The sequence below is a fragment of the Betaproteobacteria bacterium genome (assembly GCA_016194905.1).
GTDB lineage: Bacteria > Pseudomonadota > Gammaproteobacteria > Burkholderiales > JACQAP01 > JACQAP01.
The window spans coordinates 270,878-288,339 of the sequence record JACQAP010000008.1; the positions used below are offsets into that span (position 1 = coordinate 270,878).

Here is a 17,462-nt window from a genome sequence, read left to right on the forward strand (position 1 = left end):
AGCACCAGCGGCCCTTCGCCGTCGACCACGCAACGTAGGTTTACGCCATTGGTGCGGATGATCCGGAAATCGGGTGGTTCAGGCGCGGGACGAGGCAAGGTAACGCCTAACGGACCGCCAGCAATTCCACTTCGAAGACCAGTGTTGCATTCGGCGGGATGACGCCGCCGGCGCCGCGGGTGCCGTAACCGAGATCGGAGGGAATGGTGAGCTTGCGCCGGCCACCGACCTTCAAGCCCTGCACGCCTTCATCCCATCCGCGAATAACCTGGCCCTGGCCGAGCCCGAATGCAAAGGGATCGTTGCGGTCTTTGCTGGAGTCGAACTTGCTGCCGTCGGTGAGCCAGCCGGTGTAGTGCACCGTCACGCGTTGGCCGGCTGCGGCGGTGTCGCCCTCGCCGACGACGAGTTCTTCGATGACCAGGCCACTGGCCGTTTTGGTGGAAGACATGGGGAACCTCGATGGATTCAGGAATGAAGAGCGACGCATTGTAGCGAAAGAATCAGATGCCGGTGCCCGAGGCAAAGTGCTCTAATTCCACTCGGTCCTCGCTCCTCGTACCTCGGACCTGTCCTTACGTTCCTCGTAAGGACGGTCGTCACGTTCTTCAACACAAATCCCGCAGCTTCGGCGACAATGCCGCGCAGATGGTCTGCCGATCGGAGGAAATGCCATGGTCGTAACTCCGCTGTATGCCGGATTGCTGGCGCTGTTTTTTCTTGTCCTGAGCTGGCGCGTCATCCAGTTCCGCCAACGCGGCATCCCGCTCGGCGACGGTGGCGATCCAAAGATGTTGCGGCTGATCCGCGGCCACGCCAATTTCGCGGAGTACGTGCCGCTGATCCTGCTGATGATGGGTTTTCTCGAAGTCGGCCATACCTCGATCTATATCCTGCATGCGCTCGGGTTCGTCTTGCTGGTTTCGCGATTCCTGCATGGCTACGCACTGAGTTTTACGGACCGGTTCAGGTTCGGTCGCACCTGGGGCGCGGGGCTCACTTTTGCAGTGCTCGGTCTCTGCGGCGTTCTCTGTGTGTTGCAGGGATTCAGAGGGATGACAGTAACTTAAGGGCAGTGACTGGTGACTGGTAAAGGCAAAAACATCCGCAACCGGACGAAACTAAAGCCACCCGACCCTAGCCTTGTCACCAATCACCAATCACCAATCACCAATCCCAATCACCAATCACCAATCACGGCGCGCCTACTTCCACATCACTTCCGCGCCTTTCGCGGCGGCGCGCGTCAGCAGATCGATGAGCGGAAAGGCGCGCTGCCGCATTGAAATTCGATCTTCTTTCTGGTCCTTGTCTTCGCTGCTCGACGATTCGGTTGCGGTCCTGGGACTGGTATCCACGGCGGCCTTGAGTCGCGCCAGCGCGCCGGGGATGTCGCCGGGCAGGATCGCGCTCGGCACCGTGCCGCTGTGGCCCATGGCCTTGAGGAGTTGCACGGCAATATCGCCGGCCATCGAGAAACCACCGACTTCGCTATCGAATTTTATGAGCATGATGACGAGAGGGTAGCAGTGATTGGGTTTGACGGTTAGTTTGCGAATGCCGGAAAAAGGTTCAATGCGGCCGTTTCGCGCATGTCGGGTTTGTTTGCCGCAGCGATTTAGACCATCGGGATGGCGATTTATAGGGTAAATTAGCTAGCCGAGCCGCGTTCAATTGGGGGAGTCGAGGTCAGTGGCACTGCCGCGGGAAATCGAATCGATTGTGGATGCTATTCCGGGGTTTTTCCACACCCTGCCGGGACTCCTCCACTCCCTGCTTACTGAAAATCCCGCCGGCGCGGGTCTCGCGGCCCTGGTCGGTGCACTGATCGCCGGCCTGGTCCATCGCAGGATCCGTGCAGGCGAGACGCGAGTCATGGCGAGTTCCCTGGCGTCCAACGACGAAGTCTCCAAACTGGCGCAAGAGCAGTACCAGACGCTTTTCCAGAGCAGCCCGGTTCCCACCTTCATCTGCGATACGCGCAAGTGGCGTTTTCTGGAGGTCAACGAAGCCGCGGCGCGCGAGTACGGCTATTCGCGTGAAGAGCTGCTGAAGATGACGCTCCTCGACCTCGGCCTGCCGGAGGATGCGGAGCGCGTGACGGAAACCCTGATGGCTCTCGGACCGGCTTCCGGAGAAGTGGGCGCCTGGCGGCACCGGAAAAAGGACGGTGCGGCGATCGAAGCCGAGATGGTTTCCTTCCGCATCCAGTTTGCGCGGCAGCAGGCGCGCGTCGTCATTGCCAGGGACGTTACCCGCCGCAAGCATACGCACGAGGTGATGTGGCAAGATCTCGAACGATTCGGCCTCGCTTCGAAAGCGACCAGCGACGCCATGCTGGACTGGGATCTCGTGACCGACCAACTTTGGCGCAGCGAGAACTATGAACGACTGTTCGGGCACGGCGAGCCGGGCGTCGGAACCAACATGGCTGCCTGGTTCGAACACATCCATCCGGACGATCGCGCACGCGTTCAGGAGCAGCTCCTGGCCCTGATCAAATCAGCCGACAACCAGTGGAGCGACGAGTTCAGGCTCGTGCGCGCGGACCAGAAGGTCGTGCATGTCTTTGCGCGCGGTCACGTAAGCCGCGCCGAGGACGGGTCGGCGCGCCGCATGAACGGCGTGCTGCAGGACATCACCGAACGCAAGGAGCAGGAAGAACGCACGCGCTTCCTCGCCGACCATGATGAACTGACCGGGTTGCCGAACCGCAGCCTGTTCCGGCAGGCACTGAGCAAGGCGCTGCAGCGCGCCGAGCGCAGCGGAAAAATGCTGTCCATCTTGTTCTTCGATCTGGATCGCTTCAAGAACATCAACGACAGCCTCGGCCACGACGCGGGCGATGAAGTATTGCGTGCGGTTGCGGAACGGCTCACCGCCTGTGTGCGCAAGATCGACATGGTCGCGCGATTCGGCGGCGACGAATTCGCGGTGCTCACGGAAGGACTGACGGCGGAAGATCAAGCCAGCACGGTCGCGCGCAAGATCCTGGAAGCGCTGTCCAAGTCCATGATCCTCGCCGGCCGGCAATACCGCCCCGCGGCCAGCATCGGCATCAGCACCTATCCGACCGACGGCCGCGACGTGCAGTCGCTGCTGAAGAATGCGGATATCGCGATGTATCGCGCCAAGGAGGAAGGCCGGGGTACTTTCCAGTTCTACTCGGAAATGCTGAATACGCATTCGGTGCAACGGCTGGAGTTCGAATCGAACCTGAGCAACGCACTGAACAATCACGAGTTCGTGCTGTACTACCAGCCGAAAGTGGATCTTGCGACAGGCCGCGTGACCGGCCTGGAAGCGCTGATCCGCTGGATCAGCCCGCAACTGGGTTTCGTATCGCCCGGCGATTTCATTTCCATCGCCGAAGAAACCGGACTGATCGTGCCGATGGGGCGCTGGGTCGCGCAGACCGCGTGCGTGCAGAATCGTGCGTGGCAGAAGGGCGGCCTGCCGCAATTGCGCATCGCCATCAATATTTCGGCACGGCAGATGGGGGACAAGGGGCTGGTGGAGTTCATTTCCGACACGCTCAAGAAAACGGGCCTGACCGCCGAGTCGCTCGAACTGGAAATCACCGAAAGCGCGGTGATGAGCAACCAGGAGCACGCGGAGAAAGTGCTGAACGAACTGAAAGGATTGGGTTTCCATCTTACGATGGACGACTTCGGCACCGGCTACTCGTCGCTCGCCTACCTGAAGCGCTTCCCGTTCGACAGCGTGAAGATCGACCAGTCCTTCGTGCGTGGTATCCCGGAAAGCAAGGACGATTCTGCAATCGTCGAGGCGATCATAGCGATGGCGCACAGCCTGCAACTGAAAGTGGTGGCCGAAGGCGTGGAGACGAAGGAGCAGTTCGATTTCCTGCGCACGCTCGGCTGCGACCAGATCCAGGGGTATTACTTCAGCAAGCCCATCCCGGCCAACGAAGTCGTCATGCTGCTCTACAAGACCATGACGCGCGAAGCGGCTGCCGCGGCTTCGGTCCCGGGCGCGGAGCTCAAGCCGGTGTCGGAAATCAAAGCGGAGACAGAAGTCGATCCGTTAGCAAGAGAGGAGAGGCGGAAATCGATCCGGTAGCAAGAAGGGAAGCACGGCGGGTGGATGAATGAAGAAAGGTGAGGAGTGAAAGGCGAGTAAAAAGGACCAGGTGGCCTGGGGTCATCTAGATAAAAAGCCGAGCGAGAACCAAAAAAACGAATCGATTTCCTACCCTTCACCCTATTTCGCATGCCCGGCGCAGCCGTAACGGCGGACCCACAGGACAAAGCGCTGAATGTGCTGAGCACGGTGTTCGGCTACCAGACGTTTCGCGGCGCCCAGCGCGAGATCGTCGAGCATGTGGTGGCGGGCGGCGACGCGCTGGTGCTGATGCCGACGGGTGGCGGAAAATCGTTGTGTTATCAGTTGCCGGCGCTGCTGCGCGAGGGCACCGCACTGGTGATTTCGCCGCTGATTGCGCTGATGCAGGACCAGGTGGCGGCACTCCGGCAACTTGGCGTGCGAGCCGCCTTTCTCAATTCCACGCTGGATGCCCGCGAAGCCGCCGCGGCAGAACGCGCGCTGCGCGCTGGCGCGCTGGATCTGCTCTACGTTGCACCCGAACGGCTGGTCATGCCGCGCATGCTCGAAGTGCTGGAGCAGTCGCGGATCGCCTTGTTCGCCATCGACGAAGCCCATTGCGTTTCCCAATGGGGACACGATTTCCGTCCGGAATATCTGCAATTGTCGTTGCTGCACGAGCGTTTTCCGACGGTGCCGCGCATTGCGTTGACGGCGACCGCCGATCTGCACACGCGCGTGGAGATCAGGCATCGCCTGGCGCTGGACGATGCGCGCGTGTTCGTTTCCAGTTTCGACCGGCCGAACATCCGCTACACCATCGTCGACAAATGGGACGCGCGGCAGCAATTGCTGCGCTTCATCCGCGAAGCGCACGCCCGGGACGCCGGCATCGTCTATTGCCTCTCGCGCAAGAAAGTGGATGAAACCGCGGCCTGGCTGGCGACGCAGGGCGTGGCGGCGTTGCCGTATCACGCCGGCATGGATGCGGTTTCTCGCGCCGATCATCAGGCGCGGTTCCAGCGCGAGGAGGGCATCGTCATGGTCGCCACGATCGCGTTCGGCATGGGCATCGACAAGCCCGATGTGCGATTCGTTGCCCACCTGGATTTGCCCAAGAGCATCGAAGGTTACTACCAGGAGACCGGCAGAGCCGGCCGGGACGGCGCCGCCGCCGATGCCTGGATGGCTTACGGACTGGGTGACGTGGTGCAGCAGCGTCGCATGATCGACCAATCCGAGGGCAGCGAGGAATATCGCCGCGTTTCGTTTGCCAAGCTGGAGGCATTGCTGGGCCTTTGCGAAACCGCGGGCTGTCGCCGGGTGCGCCTGCTCGATTATTTCGGCGAAGCCAGTGAGCCTTGCGGCAATTGCGATACCTGCCTGGAGCCGCCGCAGACCTGGGATGCCACCGATGCCGCGCGCAAGGCGCTGTCGTGCATATTCCGCACCGGGCAGCGTTTCGGTTCACGCCATCTGATCGATGTGCTGCGCGGTCACGCCACCGATCGTGTGGCGCAATGGCATCACGAGGAACTGAGCGTATTCGGCATTGGCGCCGGCCTCGACGAAGCGACCTGGCGGGACGTGTTCCGCCAACTGGTGACACTGGGTTTCGTGCGCCCAGATCATGTTGCTTACGGCGCCTTGCGCCTGACCGAGACCAGTCGTCCGGTATTGAAAGGCGAACAGCGCATCGACATGCGCCGGATCGCGCCGCGCAAAGGAAAAACCGCAACGATTCGCCGCAAAGCCGGTGCCGACGGATTGTCCGCCACGGATGCGGCGTTGTTGGAGCGCCTCAGAACGTGGCGCGGTGAACAGGCGCGCGAACAATCGGTTCCGGCTTACGTGATCTTTCACGACGCGACGTTGTCGGCGATCGCCGCCGCCCACCCTCGCGACATCGCTGATCTTTCTTCGATCCACGGCATCGGCGCAAAGAAGCTGGAGCGCTACGGTTCGGCATTGATGGCGCTGCTGCGTGATTGACCGGCAGAACGCATGCCCGCGCTCCAGGTAGTATTCTTGCTGCCAGTCACCAGTTATGGCCGCAGGCCGGTACCCCCTTGCGGGGCACCCATCACCAGTCACCAATCACTGATTCCATGATCGAAGATCCCCGTTTGCTCGCGCAGCCATCCTCCAGGAAAGAGCTGTTTGTCGCCTTCACCTTGCTTGCGCTGCAAGGCTTCGGCGGCGTACTGGCCATTGCGCAACGGGTCTTGTGCGAGCAGAAGCGCTGGCTGACGCGGGAGCAGTTCGTCGAGATCCTCGCCGTCGCACAGATTCTGCCGGGACCCAACGTCTGCAACGTCGCGCTGATGGTCGGCGACCGCTTCTTCGGCTGGCGCGGCGCCTTTGCCGCGCTGGCCGGCATGATGGCGGTGCCGCTGGTCATCGTGCTGATGCTCACGGCGTTGTACGCGCAGTACGCGATGAATCCGGCGGTGTCCGGCGCGCTCCGGGGAATGGGCGCCGTCTCCGCCGGGTTGATCGTCGGAACCGGTTTCAAACTCGTCGGTGCCCTGCGGTCGAATCCGATGCGGGTGCCGGTGTGCGGCGCGTTTCTTGTGCTGTCTTTTGCGGCTGTCGCACTGCTGCGCTGGCCATTGGTGTGGGTGATTCTTGCTCTCGGGGCAGTGAGCTGCACGTTTGCCTGGATGCGGCTGCGGCCCCGTGAAGTAGCGCCGGAGCAGCCATGAGCGGCGCGATGTCGACCGAACTGCTTACGCTGTTCGGCCATTTCCTGCTGCTGTCGCTGCTGTCGATCGGCGGTGCCATTACCGTCGCGCCGGACATGCATCGCGTGATGGTCAATCAGATGGGACTGCTGACCGATGCGCAGTTCAACGCGTCGATCGCAATCGCGCAGGCGTCGCCGGGACCGAACGTGTTGTTCGTCGCGGTCATGGGCTACCAGGCGGCCGGACTGACCGGCGCGGCTGCGACCCTGTTCGGGATCATGCTGCCGTCGACGACGCTGGCGCTGGCCGCGGCACGCTGGGGTCATGCGCGGCGCGAGTGGCGTGCAGTGCAGGCCTTCAAGGCGGGCATGGCGCCGATCGTGATCGGACTGCTGTTCGCGACCGGTTGGATTCTGAGCGCGCAAACGCCCGGCTGGCATCACCTACTGCTGACCGTCGCCGCGGCGCTCCTGGTATGGCGCACGCGGATTCATTTGCTACTGCTGGTGGCGGCGGGCGCGGTGCTCGGTGCGATGGGGTGGATATGAATGAGGGACTAGGGGATAGGGATGAAGCAGGGGCTAGGGGTTAAAGTAAAAGAATTTAGTGCACGTACTGTGAACCAAGCGATTCGTTGTTTTTGAATTTTCCCTCGCCCTTTTTTTCTTTAACCTTTCCTCTCACCTCTTTCCTCGCATCTCTGGAATCTTAGGAGGATTCATGCGTTACGAACTCTATTACTGGCCTTCCATCCAGGGCCGCGGTGAATTCGTGCGGCTCGCGCTGGAGGAAGCGGGTGCGGAGTATGTCGACGTTGCCCGCCGTTCCGGCCGAGGCATGGGGGTGCCGGCGCTGGAAAGGTTTCTGGAGGACGAAAAGCTGGCGGGGGCGCCTTACGCACCGCCTTTCCTGAAAGCGGGAAAGCTCGTCATCGGCCAGACCGCCAATATCCTGCTGTACCTGGGACCACGCCATGGCCTGACGCCGCGCAACGACGCGGGACGGATCTGGGTCAACCAGTTGCAGCTCACGGTTGCCGATTTCGTGACCGAGATCCACGACACGCATCATCCGATTGGAAGCTCGCTCTACTATCATCAGCAGAAGGCCGAAGCACACCGGCGCACGAAAAATTTTCGCGCCGAGCGCATGCCGAAATTTCTCGGCTATTTCGAACAGGTGTTGTCAGGCGGCAAAGGCAGGCGATACATGGCGGGCAGTACGCTTTCGTATGCCGACCTGTCGGTGTTCCAGTTGATTGCCGGGCTGCGCTATGCATTTCCGAAAACCATGAGACGGTTGGAGCCGGAGCATCCCGGATTGGTCGGATTGCATGACCGCGTCGCGGCACGTCCGAACATCGCGGCCTACCTGGCGTCGAAACGGCGCATCCCGTTCAATCAGTACGGCATCTTCCGCCACTACCCGGAGTTGGACGGGTGAACATTCCAGCACTTGCGAAGTGCTTGCCAGGTAGTTCCGCACCAGTACCCGTTTTCGATTTTCAGCTTTTGCTGAACGTAGTGCCCAGTTCGTCGTCGCACAATTTGAGCCCGTCCGAGAAGGAGACGGCCGGGTCTTTTATTTTTGTGACGCCCTATTCTGTCGTGCGCGGTGGGTAGGAGCCCCAAGGCTTTTCAAGTATCTTGCGTTCCCACGGCATAAGTGTCTGCAGTGGGTTGTCGCACCACGTCGCGGGCCATTGGCCCGCCAGATCACCATATCTCCAGAATTCTCGCTGCATCGTAATCCAGTTTTCGAAGACGCCATTTAGCTTCTGCATATCTTCACCTTCCAAATAACGGAGTCATTCTCCGCCCACCAGTTTTCGCCGAAGGTGCAACAAATTCCGGCATCGCGCTAAAGGGGTGTACTCGCCGGAAATGTAAACTGGGCTGGATGAGGTTTGATCTGAGGTGCTCACACTTTTCTTCTGCCGCGAACCGCAGTCTCGCTAAGTGTCTTGTTGTTGCACAGCTTACCCAATCTCTCAGCGTTGAACAAAATCCGCAGCGCATAGGCGCAGAGAAGTCCATTTGTCCTACGTCCTGCTAAGCAAGAGTCCTACAAGAGTGCGTTAATTCCGGATACAGCCAGGTGCCTTTGGTAGCACAATTGGCATGTCGTCCCTTTGTCCTAGTAGAAATAATTCAGCATGATTGCAAGACCAAGGCTACCCCCGGCAAAGGACAACACCGAGGAGCTACAAGCCCAATGGCGTGAAATGGCAGCAAAGATTGCCAAGGTTCACCCTGACTGGTCCAAAGTCGAAATCGCGAAGAAGGTTCAGGAGTCACCGTTGGGAAGGAAGAACGGGACTTCGCTAACCTACTCAGTTAGCTTCATCGTCAAGAGTATTGGTCCGATGAAGTCAACCCAAGAACAGTATGAACACCTATTAAGCAACGCGCTGGAAGACGTTTTCGTTATTGCAGCCAGACGGGGAATAGACACGCGTCAACTTGCTGCAGCGTTTGATGCTGAGCGTGGTCCCGGACTTCACCAAGAACATACCTTGACCATTTCCGTTCGCGATACGCCCCTTGTGGTGACCGCTTACGGTATTCCCCACACCTGGCTTTCGATCGACACCGGCTATATCGATAGCCGCTTCTCGCAGCAAATTGCGGTCCTACTGTCAGACTTGGAGAGGAAAGCACAACGGGACGGTCCCCTCATCTAGTCAATGCTTCCTTGATGCGCCAGCGGTGGCAGAGATAATTTAAGCCCTACCAATCCGCCGCCTATGCCCGCGGTGCGCGGCCATTTTGCGGTTGAGTAAATTTGGGTTAGGTGTATTTTTGGACTCGCTAACGGAAAGCGCCGTCCGTCATTTCGGTGTTCTAAAAAGGGGGTCGAAAATGTACAGACGGCCCATCGGTACGGAACTTTGGCATTCAACGCCGACGTGTATGTTTTGGCCCAAGAGCAACTATGAAGAGAAGGAGAATCCGACTATTAGGACGTCGTTGCTCGGCTTGTTGGGCTCTTGAATCCGCTAAGGATCGTCGCTGGGCTGCGCGGTCAAAGCCTGACGAACCGAAGTGAATGAGTGTAGAGCGAGTCGGCGCATGGCGTATCTGAAAGTGGACAGGAAAGACGGCGGGGTGCAATCTATTTTCTGAGTGCCATTCTCGAAAAGGTGACGCATATGTACACCGAAATCGCCGCCGCGATTCAAAGCACTAAGACTGCCATTGAGATTGTGAAGGCTGCCCATGGCCTTTCCAATCACCTCGAACTTTTGACCGCGGTAACGGCAATTCAAGAGAAACTTACGGATGCCATTGCTTCGGAGTTGGCCAGTCAAGAAAAGCAAGCGCAACTTCAAGAACGGGTGCGTCAACTCGAAAAGCAACTAGCCGAAGTGGAAGACTGGAAAAATGAAATGCAGAGATATCACCTTATGGAGTTTCCAGCCACGGGGACGTTTGCCTATGCGTTGAAACCCGAGATGGCGCAAGGCCAGCCGCTTCACTACTTGTGTACGTCGTGCGTCGATAGAAAGCAAAAATCCACATTGCAGCCGAATGGTCGCAGTCTTCGGTGCCCTGCTTGTAAGATAGACATCGCAATTAAAGAGGTGGACCTCCCGACGGTTAGGCGTCGCCCAACACCGAGGATTTGACCTGCTGAATCTTTCGACAGATGTGCAAGGCCGTTTCGCAGCGTATCATCGGTAGTAGGAGGAGCCATTGCAAGGAGCAACCCAATGAACAAGCTTTTAGTCACAATTTCTGCCGGTATCGCTTACGAAACCTTTGCCACAAGCTTACTCGTCGCGTGTCCCCTACCGCGCGACCAGATATGCGCGACCAGTCCAAAAGATTGCCGCGAAGATCAGCACATCGAGCGCGACATAACCGCCAACTCTTCCGGTACCGCAGTCGGCATTGTGTTAATGAGCACCGGCGGGCCGATCATGCCTGGTAGTGGCGCGCTTACGTTAACAACGCCCCAACAATACATAGCCACGCCCCAGCCATTCATATCACGACCCAGCGTATAAATACCTCAGTTGTGCGCAGTAGCGGAGCCCCACTTCGGTGGCGCTTTTTCGTTCCCGAGTACCCGTTTCAGTCCCCGAATTCTCCGCAACTGGACGGACGTGGCAGTACGCGCAGAACTTCGCAAATCGCCAAGTCCCCGATTCGCCGTACAGCGACATACTGCGCGGGCAGGGCATAACGCACCCCGCCGCGTAATCAGTACGGCATCTTCCGTTACTACCCGGAGCTGGATGGCTGAGGCTTCGCGACGCCCGGGGGCGAAGTGTATGATTGGCTATACGAGGAGGACCATCACGTGACCGATAAAGCCAGAAAACTCAAATCCGTCGAAGCCCGCAGTGTGCGTGACCGCGTCAGCGCGGAAGAATGGGAAGTGCGTTGCGAGCTGGCGGCGGCCTACCAGTTGGCGGCGCAGTTCCGCTGGACCGACCTGATCTTCACTCATTTCACCGCGCGTGTGCCGGGCTCGCCCCACATCCTGATCAATCCGTACGGACTCATGTTCGACGAGATCACCGCGTCGAGCATCGTCAAGATCGACCATGAAGGCAATGTCGTCGACGATATCACCGGGCTGGGCGTGAACTATGCCGGCTTCGTGATCCATGGCTGCGTGCACGAGGCGCGGCCGGAAATCAATTGCGTCATCCATACGCACACGCGCGCGGGTGTCGCCGTGTCGGTGCAGAAGCACGGATTGCTGCCGCTCAGTCAGCATGCGCTGCGTAACTACGGCATGCTGACCTACCACGACTACGAAGGCATCGCGCTGGAGTTGGACGAGCGGGAGCGCATGGCCGCGGATCTCGGCAAGACTTCCAAGGCCATGATCCTGCGCAACCACGGACTGCTCACGCTGGGCGATTCGGTCAGCGAGGCTTTCGAGTTGATGTACTACCTCGATACCGCCTGCCAGATCCAGATCGACGCGCTGGCCGGTGGCCGCGTCGAAGTCGGCCTGATCGACGAACAAACCGCACAGAAGGGCTTCGAGCAGTTCAAAGGACCGGGCGGCGCCGAAGTGAACAAGGCCTGGCAGGCGTTGCTGCGCATGCTCGACCGCAAGGGCGTGGACTACAGAAGCTAGGGGAGAGGGAAGAGGGGTGAGGGTCGAGGGATAAGGCTACGACAGGACCATCCTGTCACACGCTCTTTCCTCTCGCGCCTCACCCCTTGCCCTTCACCCCTCCGCTCCCGAGTTGCCCGATGGGGCGCGAATCCGATACATTCGCCCCACTGAATTGATCCCCCAATATGAAAATCGACTTTTTTCAATCCGGACTCGCACCGGAATTCTTGTGGACGATCGTCGTCGTTTCGGTGGTCATCCTCGCCAACGTCGCCATTTCCGCGATCTTGCGCGGCCGCAGTTGGCTGTCCCGCGAAACCAAGCTGCGCGGGTCGGTGTTCTGGCGCAATTTCTCTTTCCTGATCGCACTGATCGCGCTTGTTTTCATCTGGCGCTCGGAGTTGCGCGCCGCCGCCCTGTCGCTGGCCGCGTTAAGCGTCGCCCTGGTGCTGGCCGGCAAGGAATTGTTCACCTCCGTGCTCGGCTACATCCATCGCACCACGTCCGGCAGCTTCACTTTCGGCGACGTCATCGAGATCAACAGCATCAAGGGCGAAGTCATCGACCAGACGCTGTTGTCCACGACCGTGCTGGAAATGAGCGAGGAACACCTGTTTACCGGCAGGGTGGTGCAGTTCCCGAACAGCTTCTACGTCACTCACGCGATGAAGAATTATTCTCGTCTCGGGGACTACCAGCTCGGGATGGTCAGCATTCCGGTCGCGGGCGGCAGCGACCTCGACACGGCACGCCGCATCCTCACCGAGGTCGCGAACTCGGTGTGTTCGGAGTACGTTGCGCCCGCGCACGCCGCGCTGCGCGAACTGGAGGGCGAGCAGTTCATCGTCATGCCTTCCGCGGAACCGAGGGTCAGCATCAGGCTGGGCGAGGGCGGCAAGTCGACCTTGTTGCTGCGCTTCCCCTGCCCGGCGAGCCAGCGCACCCGCACCGAGCAGGAGCTGCTGTCGAGATATCTTGCCGGGATGCGGGCCGCAAAGCCGGCCTGATGCGGTGGCTGGCTGAGCGATGAGCGCAGCGGCAGCGCACGCACGGGTAATCTGCGTGGGCCACGCGGCGCTCGATCACGTCATTTTCTCCGAGCGCGGGATCGAGGCCTATTCAGGCGGCGATAGCGAAGGTGGATTGCGCAGGGTGCTGGCGAATCGCCGTTGAAACCCTCGCCTTTAGCGGTATCCCGGATCGCCCGGTGACGGCGCGCGGCGCGGCCGGAATTCGCGCTTGAGCTTGAGCGCCCATTGCGCCGAGGCCGGGGCGTTGTCCTTCACTTCAATTTGCTGCGTAGTCGATTCTTCCGTGCCGTCGAGGCGCGGATGCCATACGCGCACCCGGTAGGTGCCCGCGTGCACATCCTTCAATTCGACTTGTCCCTGCGCGGCGGTCTTGCCGAAATACGGTGCATCGGTCACGTAGAGATAGCCGATCATCCAGTCGTGGATGTTGCACCCGAGCTTGACTACACCCATCTTGTCGAAAAGTACCGGTGTAGCAGGTGTGCCGCTATACAGCGGCAACGCGAATTTTTTGGCCGGAGAAAAGGAATAGACGTGATGGCGGATGTCGTCCTTGTTGGGAAATTTCACGTACGACCCTACGCGTATCGCCTGCACATAGGGCACAAATTCCTTGTCGATCTGGTCCTCGACTTCCGTTCCGGGCCGGGCCGGCGGGATGCGAGCGTCCACCGGAAAGGCAACGACCACCGCATCCGGTAACGGCTGTGCGTCGCCGTCGACGACCTGCGCGCGCAGTTCGCCGGCCCGCACCGACGGCTGAATGGCCACGCAGGCCAATATCGCGATCAGGTGCACGGGACGCGTGGCCACTACCGGCTGTATGAAACGCTCAGATTGATCATGTTGGCGGCATAGGCGCCGAGATCTTCTTCGCCTTGGGACCGGCGGTAGGCATAGCCGAGATTGACGGACGAATGGCGTCCGATCGCATGGCTCCAGTTGATCGACAGCGTGTCGGTATCCGTGATGATCCGGTAGGCAATCAGATTCCCGCCGAATACCGGATCGCGCGCCACGGCGCTCGAGTATTCGAGGACTTCATAGTCCGACGGCGTTACTGCGGTGACCGTGCCGTGGCGCCGGGAACAGGAGATTGAAAGCGTATCGACCTCTGACAAGAGAAAAGCGGTCTGCACACCGAAGGTCCACCCCGCCACATCGTACGCCGCGCTCGATACGCCAGGCAACACCGCTGGCTGGAGATTATCCGCTTCGTACCGGTCGTATTGCACGCTGCCGCTCACCTGCCAGCGCTCGCCGATGCGCTTGCCCGCCGTCACTGCTGCGTCGTATTGCCATCCGTCGCGATAGTCGTAGTGGTAATCGCGGTGCAGGGCACGCAGTGCGAATGCCGTCCAGGGTGCATCGGGGCCGAGACCGAATTTGTGACGAAGCTGCGCACGTGGGCCGATGCCCAGATTGTCGAGGCCGGAGAAGCGGAAATAGGTGGCGGATTCCCCGACAAGGTTCAGACCGAGCGAGGTGTTCTCGCTGAGCTGCCGGTGAAGCAACCCGGAGAGCCTGAGCGTGGCGGCGCCATCCGATTTCTTGTCGCCCGCTTCGATCGCGTTGGGCACGTTGTCGCTATGGTCGATGCCGATGTTCGCGTCGAAACCCCATTCGGCGCCGCCCGCTGTTCCGCAGAACAGCAGGGCGAAAACAAGAGCCATCCGGCTATAGACTGTGCAACGTTTCATCGCGGGCTTTCTTGATGACGTTGTTTTTACGCCGTCCTTACCATAAATTAAACTATGACGACGTCTTCGCGCCAGGGATGCTGCACGGCAACACAGCTTCCCTGCCCGGTATTTAAAGCAAGGCGAAGGCCAGAGGAGAACGGGGCGACAATGCACGGCTTGAGTGGAAAGACGGATACGCAGTGACGACTGGTGCCAAAAATAGCCGTATCGCGGCGTTTTGGAATTCCCTGTATTTTGGTTGACGCAACGAGGCAGGGATCCTTGAGGCCTCGTTTTTACTCAGTTCTCCTGATTCATCCCGCGATCGTCACCCCTCCGTCCGCAACGATGGTCTGACCGGTAATGAAGGCCGCCGCGCGCGAAGCAAGGAATACGGCAACCCCGCCGATGTCGTCCGGTTCGCCGATGCGGCGCAATGGCGTCTGCGATTCGTAACGTTGCAGGATTTCGGGGTTCTCCCACAATGCGCGGGCGAAGTCGGTCTTCACCAGGCCCGGTGCAATGCAGTTGACGCGGACGTTGTGGGGACCCCATTCCATGGCGAGGTTGCGCGCGAGCTGCATGTCCGCGGCCTTGGAGATCGCATAGGCGCCGAGCGCCGAGGTGCCTTTCAGCCCGCCGATCGAGGACACGATGATCACTGCGCCGTCCTTCCTCTGCGCCATTTCCGGCAGCACGAGATTCGCCAGCCAATGGTTGGAGACGATGTTGTTCTGCAGGATCTTGTTGAAGGCGTCGTCCGGCATTTTCGCCATCGGGCCGTAGTAGGGATTGCTGGCCGCATTGCAGACCAGCACGTCGATTTTCCCGCACTTCCTGCGTGTTTCATTCACCAGATTTTCCAGTTGCACCTTGTCGCCGATGTTGGCAGAAATCGCGATCGCATCGCCGCCCGAAGAGCGAATGGCCTTTGCGACTTGCTCGCAGACGTCGGCCTTGCGGCTCGAGATCACCACCTTTGCGCCGGCCTTCGCCAGGTGCTCCGCAATCGAACGGCCGATGCCTCGCGTGGATCCGGTGACGATGGCGACTTTGCCGCTGAGATCGAAAGGGTTCATGTTGGCAGGTGAGTAGTGAACGGTGATCAGTGAAGAGTGAACGGCGAAGGGCGAACAGTGAACGGTTGACTTTTTTCCGTTCACCGTTCACCGTTCACTGACTGGATTGCTCCTCGATGATCTTCTTCAGGTTCTCGAGGCCCATCGGATAGACCTTGTTCAGCACGTTGAGTGGCGTTGCGTCGTCCTGGCCCGCCGGCGGCTCGTCGGTCCAGTACGCAACGCGCTTGAAGCGCGCCTTCCAGACCACCTTGCTCTTGCCGCCGCCGGCATCGGATACCGTCATCGTCGGGAAATAGTCCGTCGCGCCCACCTGGCCGCCGATATAGGTGTAACCCAGCGACATGTTCCAGGGTTCGAACGCAATCAGCTTTTCTTGGACCTTGGTGCCGTTGGCGCGCGTCAGTTCGCGGATGGCGCCGACCTCGCGGTTCTTGCCGAGGATGATCCGGCTCTCGGTGATGGTCGATAGCCAGCGCGGCAGGCCGTTGAAGTCGCTGACGACGCCCCACACGACCTCGGGAGGCGCATTGATCACGATGGAATGTTCGAGGTTCATTTCGGGCGCCTCGGCGGCAAACAGCGGCGCCGATGCGGCAAGCAGTAATGACAATAGTCCCTTCGCCAGTTTCATATTTTTCTCCGATATTCGGTGCGTGGATGATATTCATGCTCGGTCTCGAGCCGGCTATCGCCGCATGCCGGCCAAACTGCCCGGCATGCAGAGGGGCAAAAGCCTACCGCATTCGAACACGCGCCGCGACCCCATTGAAATTCCCGTTGTTCCAATGCTCAGAATTTCCTGCTGCGAGTGCGGTGCAGCGTTATCCCGGGAAGGCCTTGTGCTAGCATCGGTTTCCCTTTCGTCTGCCGGAAATAAAATGAATGCGGCACTGAGCGCCGACGAACTCGCGCATTACCACGAGCACGGTTACGTCTTTCCGCGCTATCGCCTCCCCGATCCGCTGCTGCAACGCCTGCGCGACAGTCTCGACCGGCTGTTGGCCACTTACACCGATGTCGCCCAGGAAGATCTCGCCAATCCGCACATGCTGCCGCCGACCGGCGGACCCGACATGAATCCCTTCATGGCCGCCGCCCGGCATCCGGCCGTGCTGGACATGATGGAGCGGATCATCGGACCGGACATCGTGCTGTGGATCAGCCGGATTCTGTGCAAGCCGCCGGTCATGGGACGCGAGGTGCCCTGGCACCAGGACGGGGAATACTGGCCGATGCGGCCGCTGGCGACTTGTTCGGTCTGGATCGCGATCGATCCGGTATCCACGGAGAACGGCTGCATGCGCTTCATACCGGAGTCGCACAAGCGCAAGGAGCTCTACCGGCACCATGTCAGCGATCGCAAGAACCTGGTGCTCAACCTCGAACTCGACCGCGACCAGTTCGACGAATCGAAGACGGTCAACGTCGAACTCGAGCCGGGCCAGATGTCGCTGCACGACGTGCGCATGATTCACGGTTCGCTTGCCAATACCTCGGGCCAGCGCCGTGCGGCGCTGATCATGCGTTACATGCCGGCAACGTCGCATTACGACCGTTCGCTGCGCGACAAGCGCCGGGACAACGCGCCATTCAACATCTACGACCAGCCGCTTTGGCTGATGCGGGGCGAAGACAAATCGGCGAAAAACGATTTTGCCCACGGCCATGAGATCTGGAATCGGCGTTACGCCAGCGGGCTGGGCGTGGGATCGGGGAGTGCGGGGTGAGAAAGGCAGGGACTAGAGGGTAGGGGCTAGGGGAGAAGCGTTACGCGATGCGTGTCGGCCGAATTAAAATTGAATTAAGTAGAAGAAGAAAATGCGGAACCGCCAAAGT

Annotated in this window: 18 protein-coding genes; 12 read left to right on the forward strand and 6 right to left on the reverse strand. The window is 59.9% G+C overall.

The window, feature by feature from the left end; genetic code table 11:
• Nucleotides 1-106: 106 nt before the first annotated feature.
• On the reverse strand, nt 107-451 hold the full coding sequence (locus HY067_04760; protein MBI3527261.1) for an FKBP-type peptidyl-prolyl cis-trans isomerase: 345 nt from the start codon (nt 449-451) through the stop codon (nt 107-109).
• 223 nt (nt 452-674) lie between these two features.
• Between HY067_04760 and HY067_04765 the strand changes: the two genes are divergently transcribed.
• A complete protein-coding gene (locus HY067_04765; GenBank protein MBI3527262.1) occupies nt 675-1,070 on the forward strand; it encodes an MAPEG family protein in 396 nt (131 codons plus the stop codon).
• A gap of 135 nt (nt 1,071-1,205) precedes the next feature.
• On the opposite strand, the gene HY067_04770 is transcribed toward HY067_04765, so the two are convergent.
• The gene (locus HY067_04770; protein MBI3527263.1) at nt 1,206-1,511 is read right to left on the reverse strand and encodes a DUF1840 domain-containing protein; all 306 of its coding nucleotides are present in this window, start codon (nt 1,509-1,511) and stop codon (nt 1,206-1,208) included.
• A 181-nt stretch (nt 1,512-1,692) separates the two neighbouring features.
• On the opposite strand from HY067_04770, the gene HY067_04775 reads away from it, so the two are divergent.
• The 10 genes from HY067_04775 (at nt 1,693) to HY067_04820 (ending at nt 13,004) form a co-directional block, all read left to right on the forward strand.
• The gene (locus tag HY067_04775) at nt 1,693-4,083 is read left to right on the forward strand and encodes an EAL domain-containing protein (GenBank protein ID MBI3527264.1); all 2,391 of its coding nucleotides are present in this window, start codon (nt 1,693-1,695) and stop codon (nt 4,081-4,083) included.
• 150 nt (nt 4,084-4,233) lie between these two features.
• Complete coding sequence (gene recQ, locus HY067_04780) at nt 4,234-6,057, forward strand: DNA helicase RecQ (GenBank protein ID MBI3527265.1); 1,824 nt, start codon at nt 4,234-4,236, stop codon at nt 6,055-6,057.
• 116 nt (nt 6,058-6,173) lie between these two features.
• Nucleotides 6,174-6,770, forward strand: coding sequence for a chromate transporter (locus HY067_04785; GenBank protein ID MBI3527266.1), 597 nt, complete (start codon nt 6,174-6,176; stop codon nt 6,768-6,770).
• Nucleotides 6,767-7,300, forward strand: a complete 534-nt coding sequence (locus tag HY067_04790; protein ID MBI3527267.1) for a chromate transporter — start codon at nt 6,767-6,769, stop codon at nt 7,298-7,300. Before HY067_04785 ends, HY067_04790 begins: the two co-directional genes overlap by 4 nt.
• A gap of 172 nt (nt 7,301-7,472) precedes the next feature.
• On the forward strand, nt 7,473-8,195 hold the full coding sequence (locus HY067_04795) for a glutathione S-transferase (protein MBI3527268.1): 723 nt from the start codon (nt 7,473-7,475) through the stop codon (nt 8,193-8,195).
• A 712-nt stretch (nt 8,196-8,907) separates the two neighbouring features.
• Nucleotides 8,908-9,435, forward strand: a complete 528-nt coding sequence (locus HY067_04800; GenBank protein ID MBI3527269.1) for a hypothetical protein — start codon at nt 8,908-8,910, stop codon at nt 9,433-9,435.
• 468 nt (nt 9,436-9,903) lie between these two features.
• Nucleotides 9,904-10,380: a hypothetical protein gene (locus HY067_04805; GenBank protein ID MBI3527270.1), complete on the forward strand. Its 477-nt coding sequence runs from the start codon at nt 9,904-9,906 to the stop codon at nt 10,378-10,380.
• Nucleotides 10,381-11,057: 677 nt separating this feature from the next.
• Complete coding sequence (locus HY067_04810; GenBank protein ID MBI3527271.1) at nt 11,058-11,849, forward strand: class II aldolase/adducin family protein; 792 nt, start codon at nt 11,058-11,060, stop codon at nt 11,847-11,849.
• A gap of 167 nt (nt 11,850-12,016) precedes the next feature.
• A complete protein-coding gene (locus HY067_04815; GenBank protein ID MBI3527272.1) occupies nt 12,017-12,838 on the forward strand; it encodes a mechanosensitive ion channel in 822 nt (273 codons plus the stop codon).
• Between the two features lie 19 nt (nt 12,839-12,857).
• A complete protein-coding gene (locus tag HY067_04820) occupies nt 12,858-13,004 on the forward strand; it encodes a hypothetical protein (GenBank protein MBI3527273.1) in 147 nt (48 codons plus the stop codon).
• Between the two features lie 11 nt (nt 13,005-13,015).
• On the opposite strand, the gene HY067_04825 is transcribed toward HY067_04820, so the two are convergent.
• The 4 genes from HY067_04825 to HY067_04840 form a co-directional block, all read right to left on the reverse strand.
• The gene (locus tag HY067_04825; GenBank protein ID MBI3527274.1) at nt 13,016-13,633 is read right to left on the reverse strand and encodes a methylamine utilization protein; all 618 of its coding nucleotides are present in this window, start codon (nt 13,631-13,633) and stop codon (nt 13,016-13,018) included.
• A 41-nt stretch (nt 13,634-13,674) separates the two neighbouring features.
• A complete protein-coding gene (locus HY067_04830) occupies nt 13,675-14,562 on the reverse strand; it encodes a hypothetical protein (protein MBI3527275.1) in 888 nt (295 codons plus the stop codon).
• Between the two features lie 296 nt (nt 14,563-14,858).
• A complete protein-coding gene (locus HY067_04835; GenBank protein MBI3527276.1) occupies nt 14,859-15,623 on the reverse strand; it encodes an SDR family oxidoreductase in 765 nt (254 codons plus the stop codon).
• A gap of 94 nt (nt 15,624-15,717) precedes the next feature.
• The gene (locus HY067_04840; protein MBI3527277.1) at nt 15,718-16,257 is read right to left on the reverse strand and encodes an SRPBCC family protein; all 540 of its coding nucleotides are present in this window, start codon (nt 16,255-16,257) and stop codon (nt 15,718-15,720) included.
• A gap of 247 nt (nt 16,258-16,504) precedes the next feature.
• Here HY067_04840 and HY067_04845 point away from each other — a divergent pair, with 247 nt between their 5' ends.
• The gene (locus HY067_04845) at nt 16,505-17,353 is read left to right on the forward strand and encodes a phytanoyl-CoA dioxygenase family protein (GenBank protein MBI3527278.1); all 849 of its coding nucleotides are present in this window, start codon (nt 16,505-16,507) and stop codon (nt 17,351-17,353) included.
• Nucleotides 17,354-17,462 lie beyond the last annotated feature (109 nt).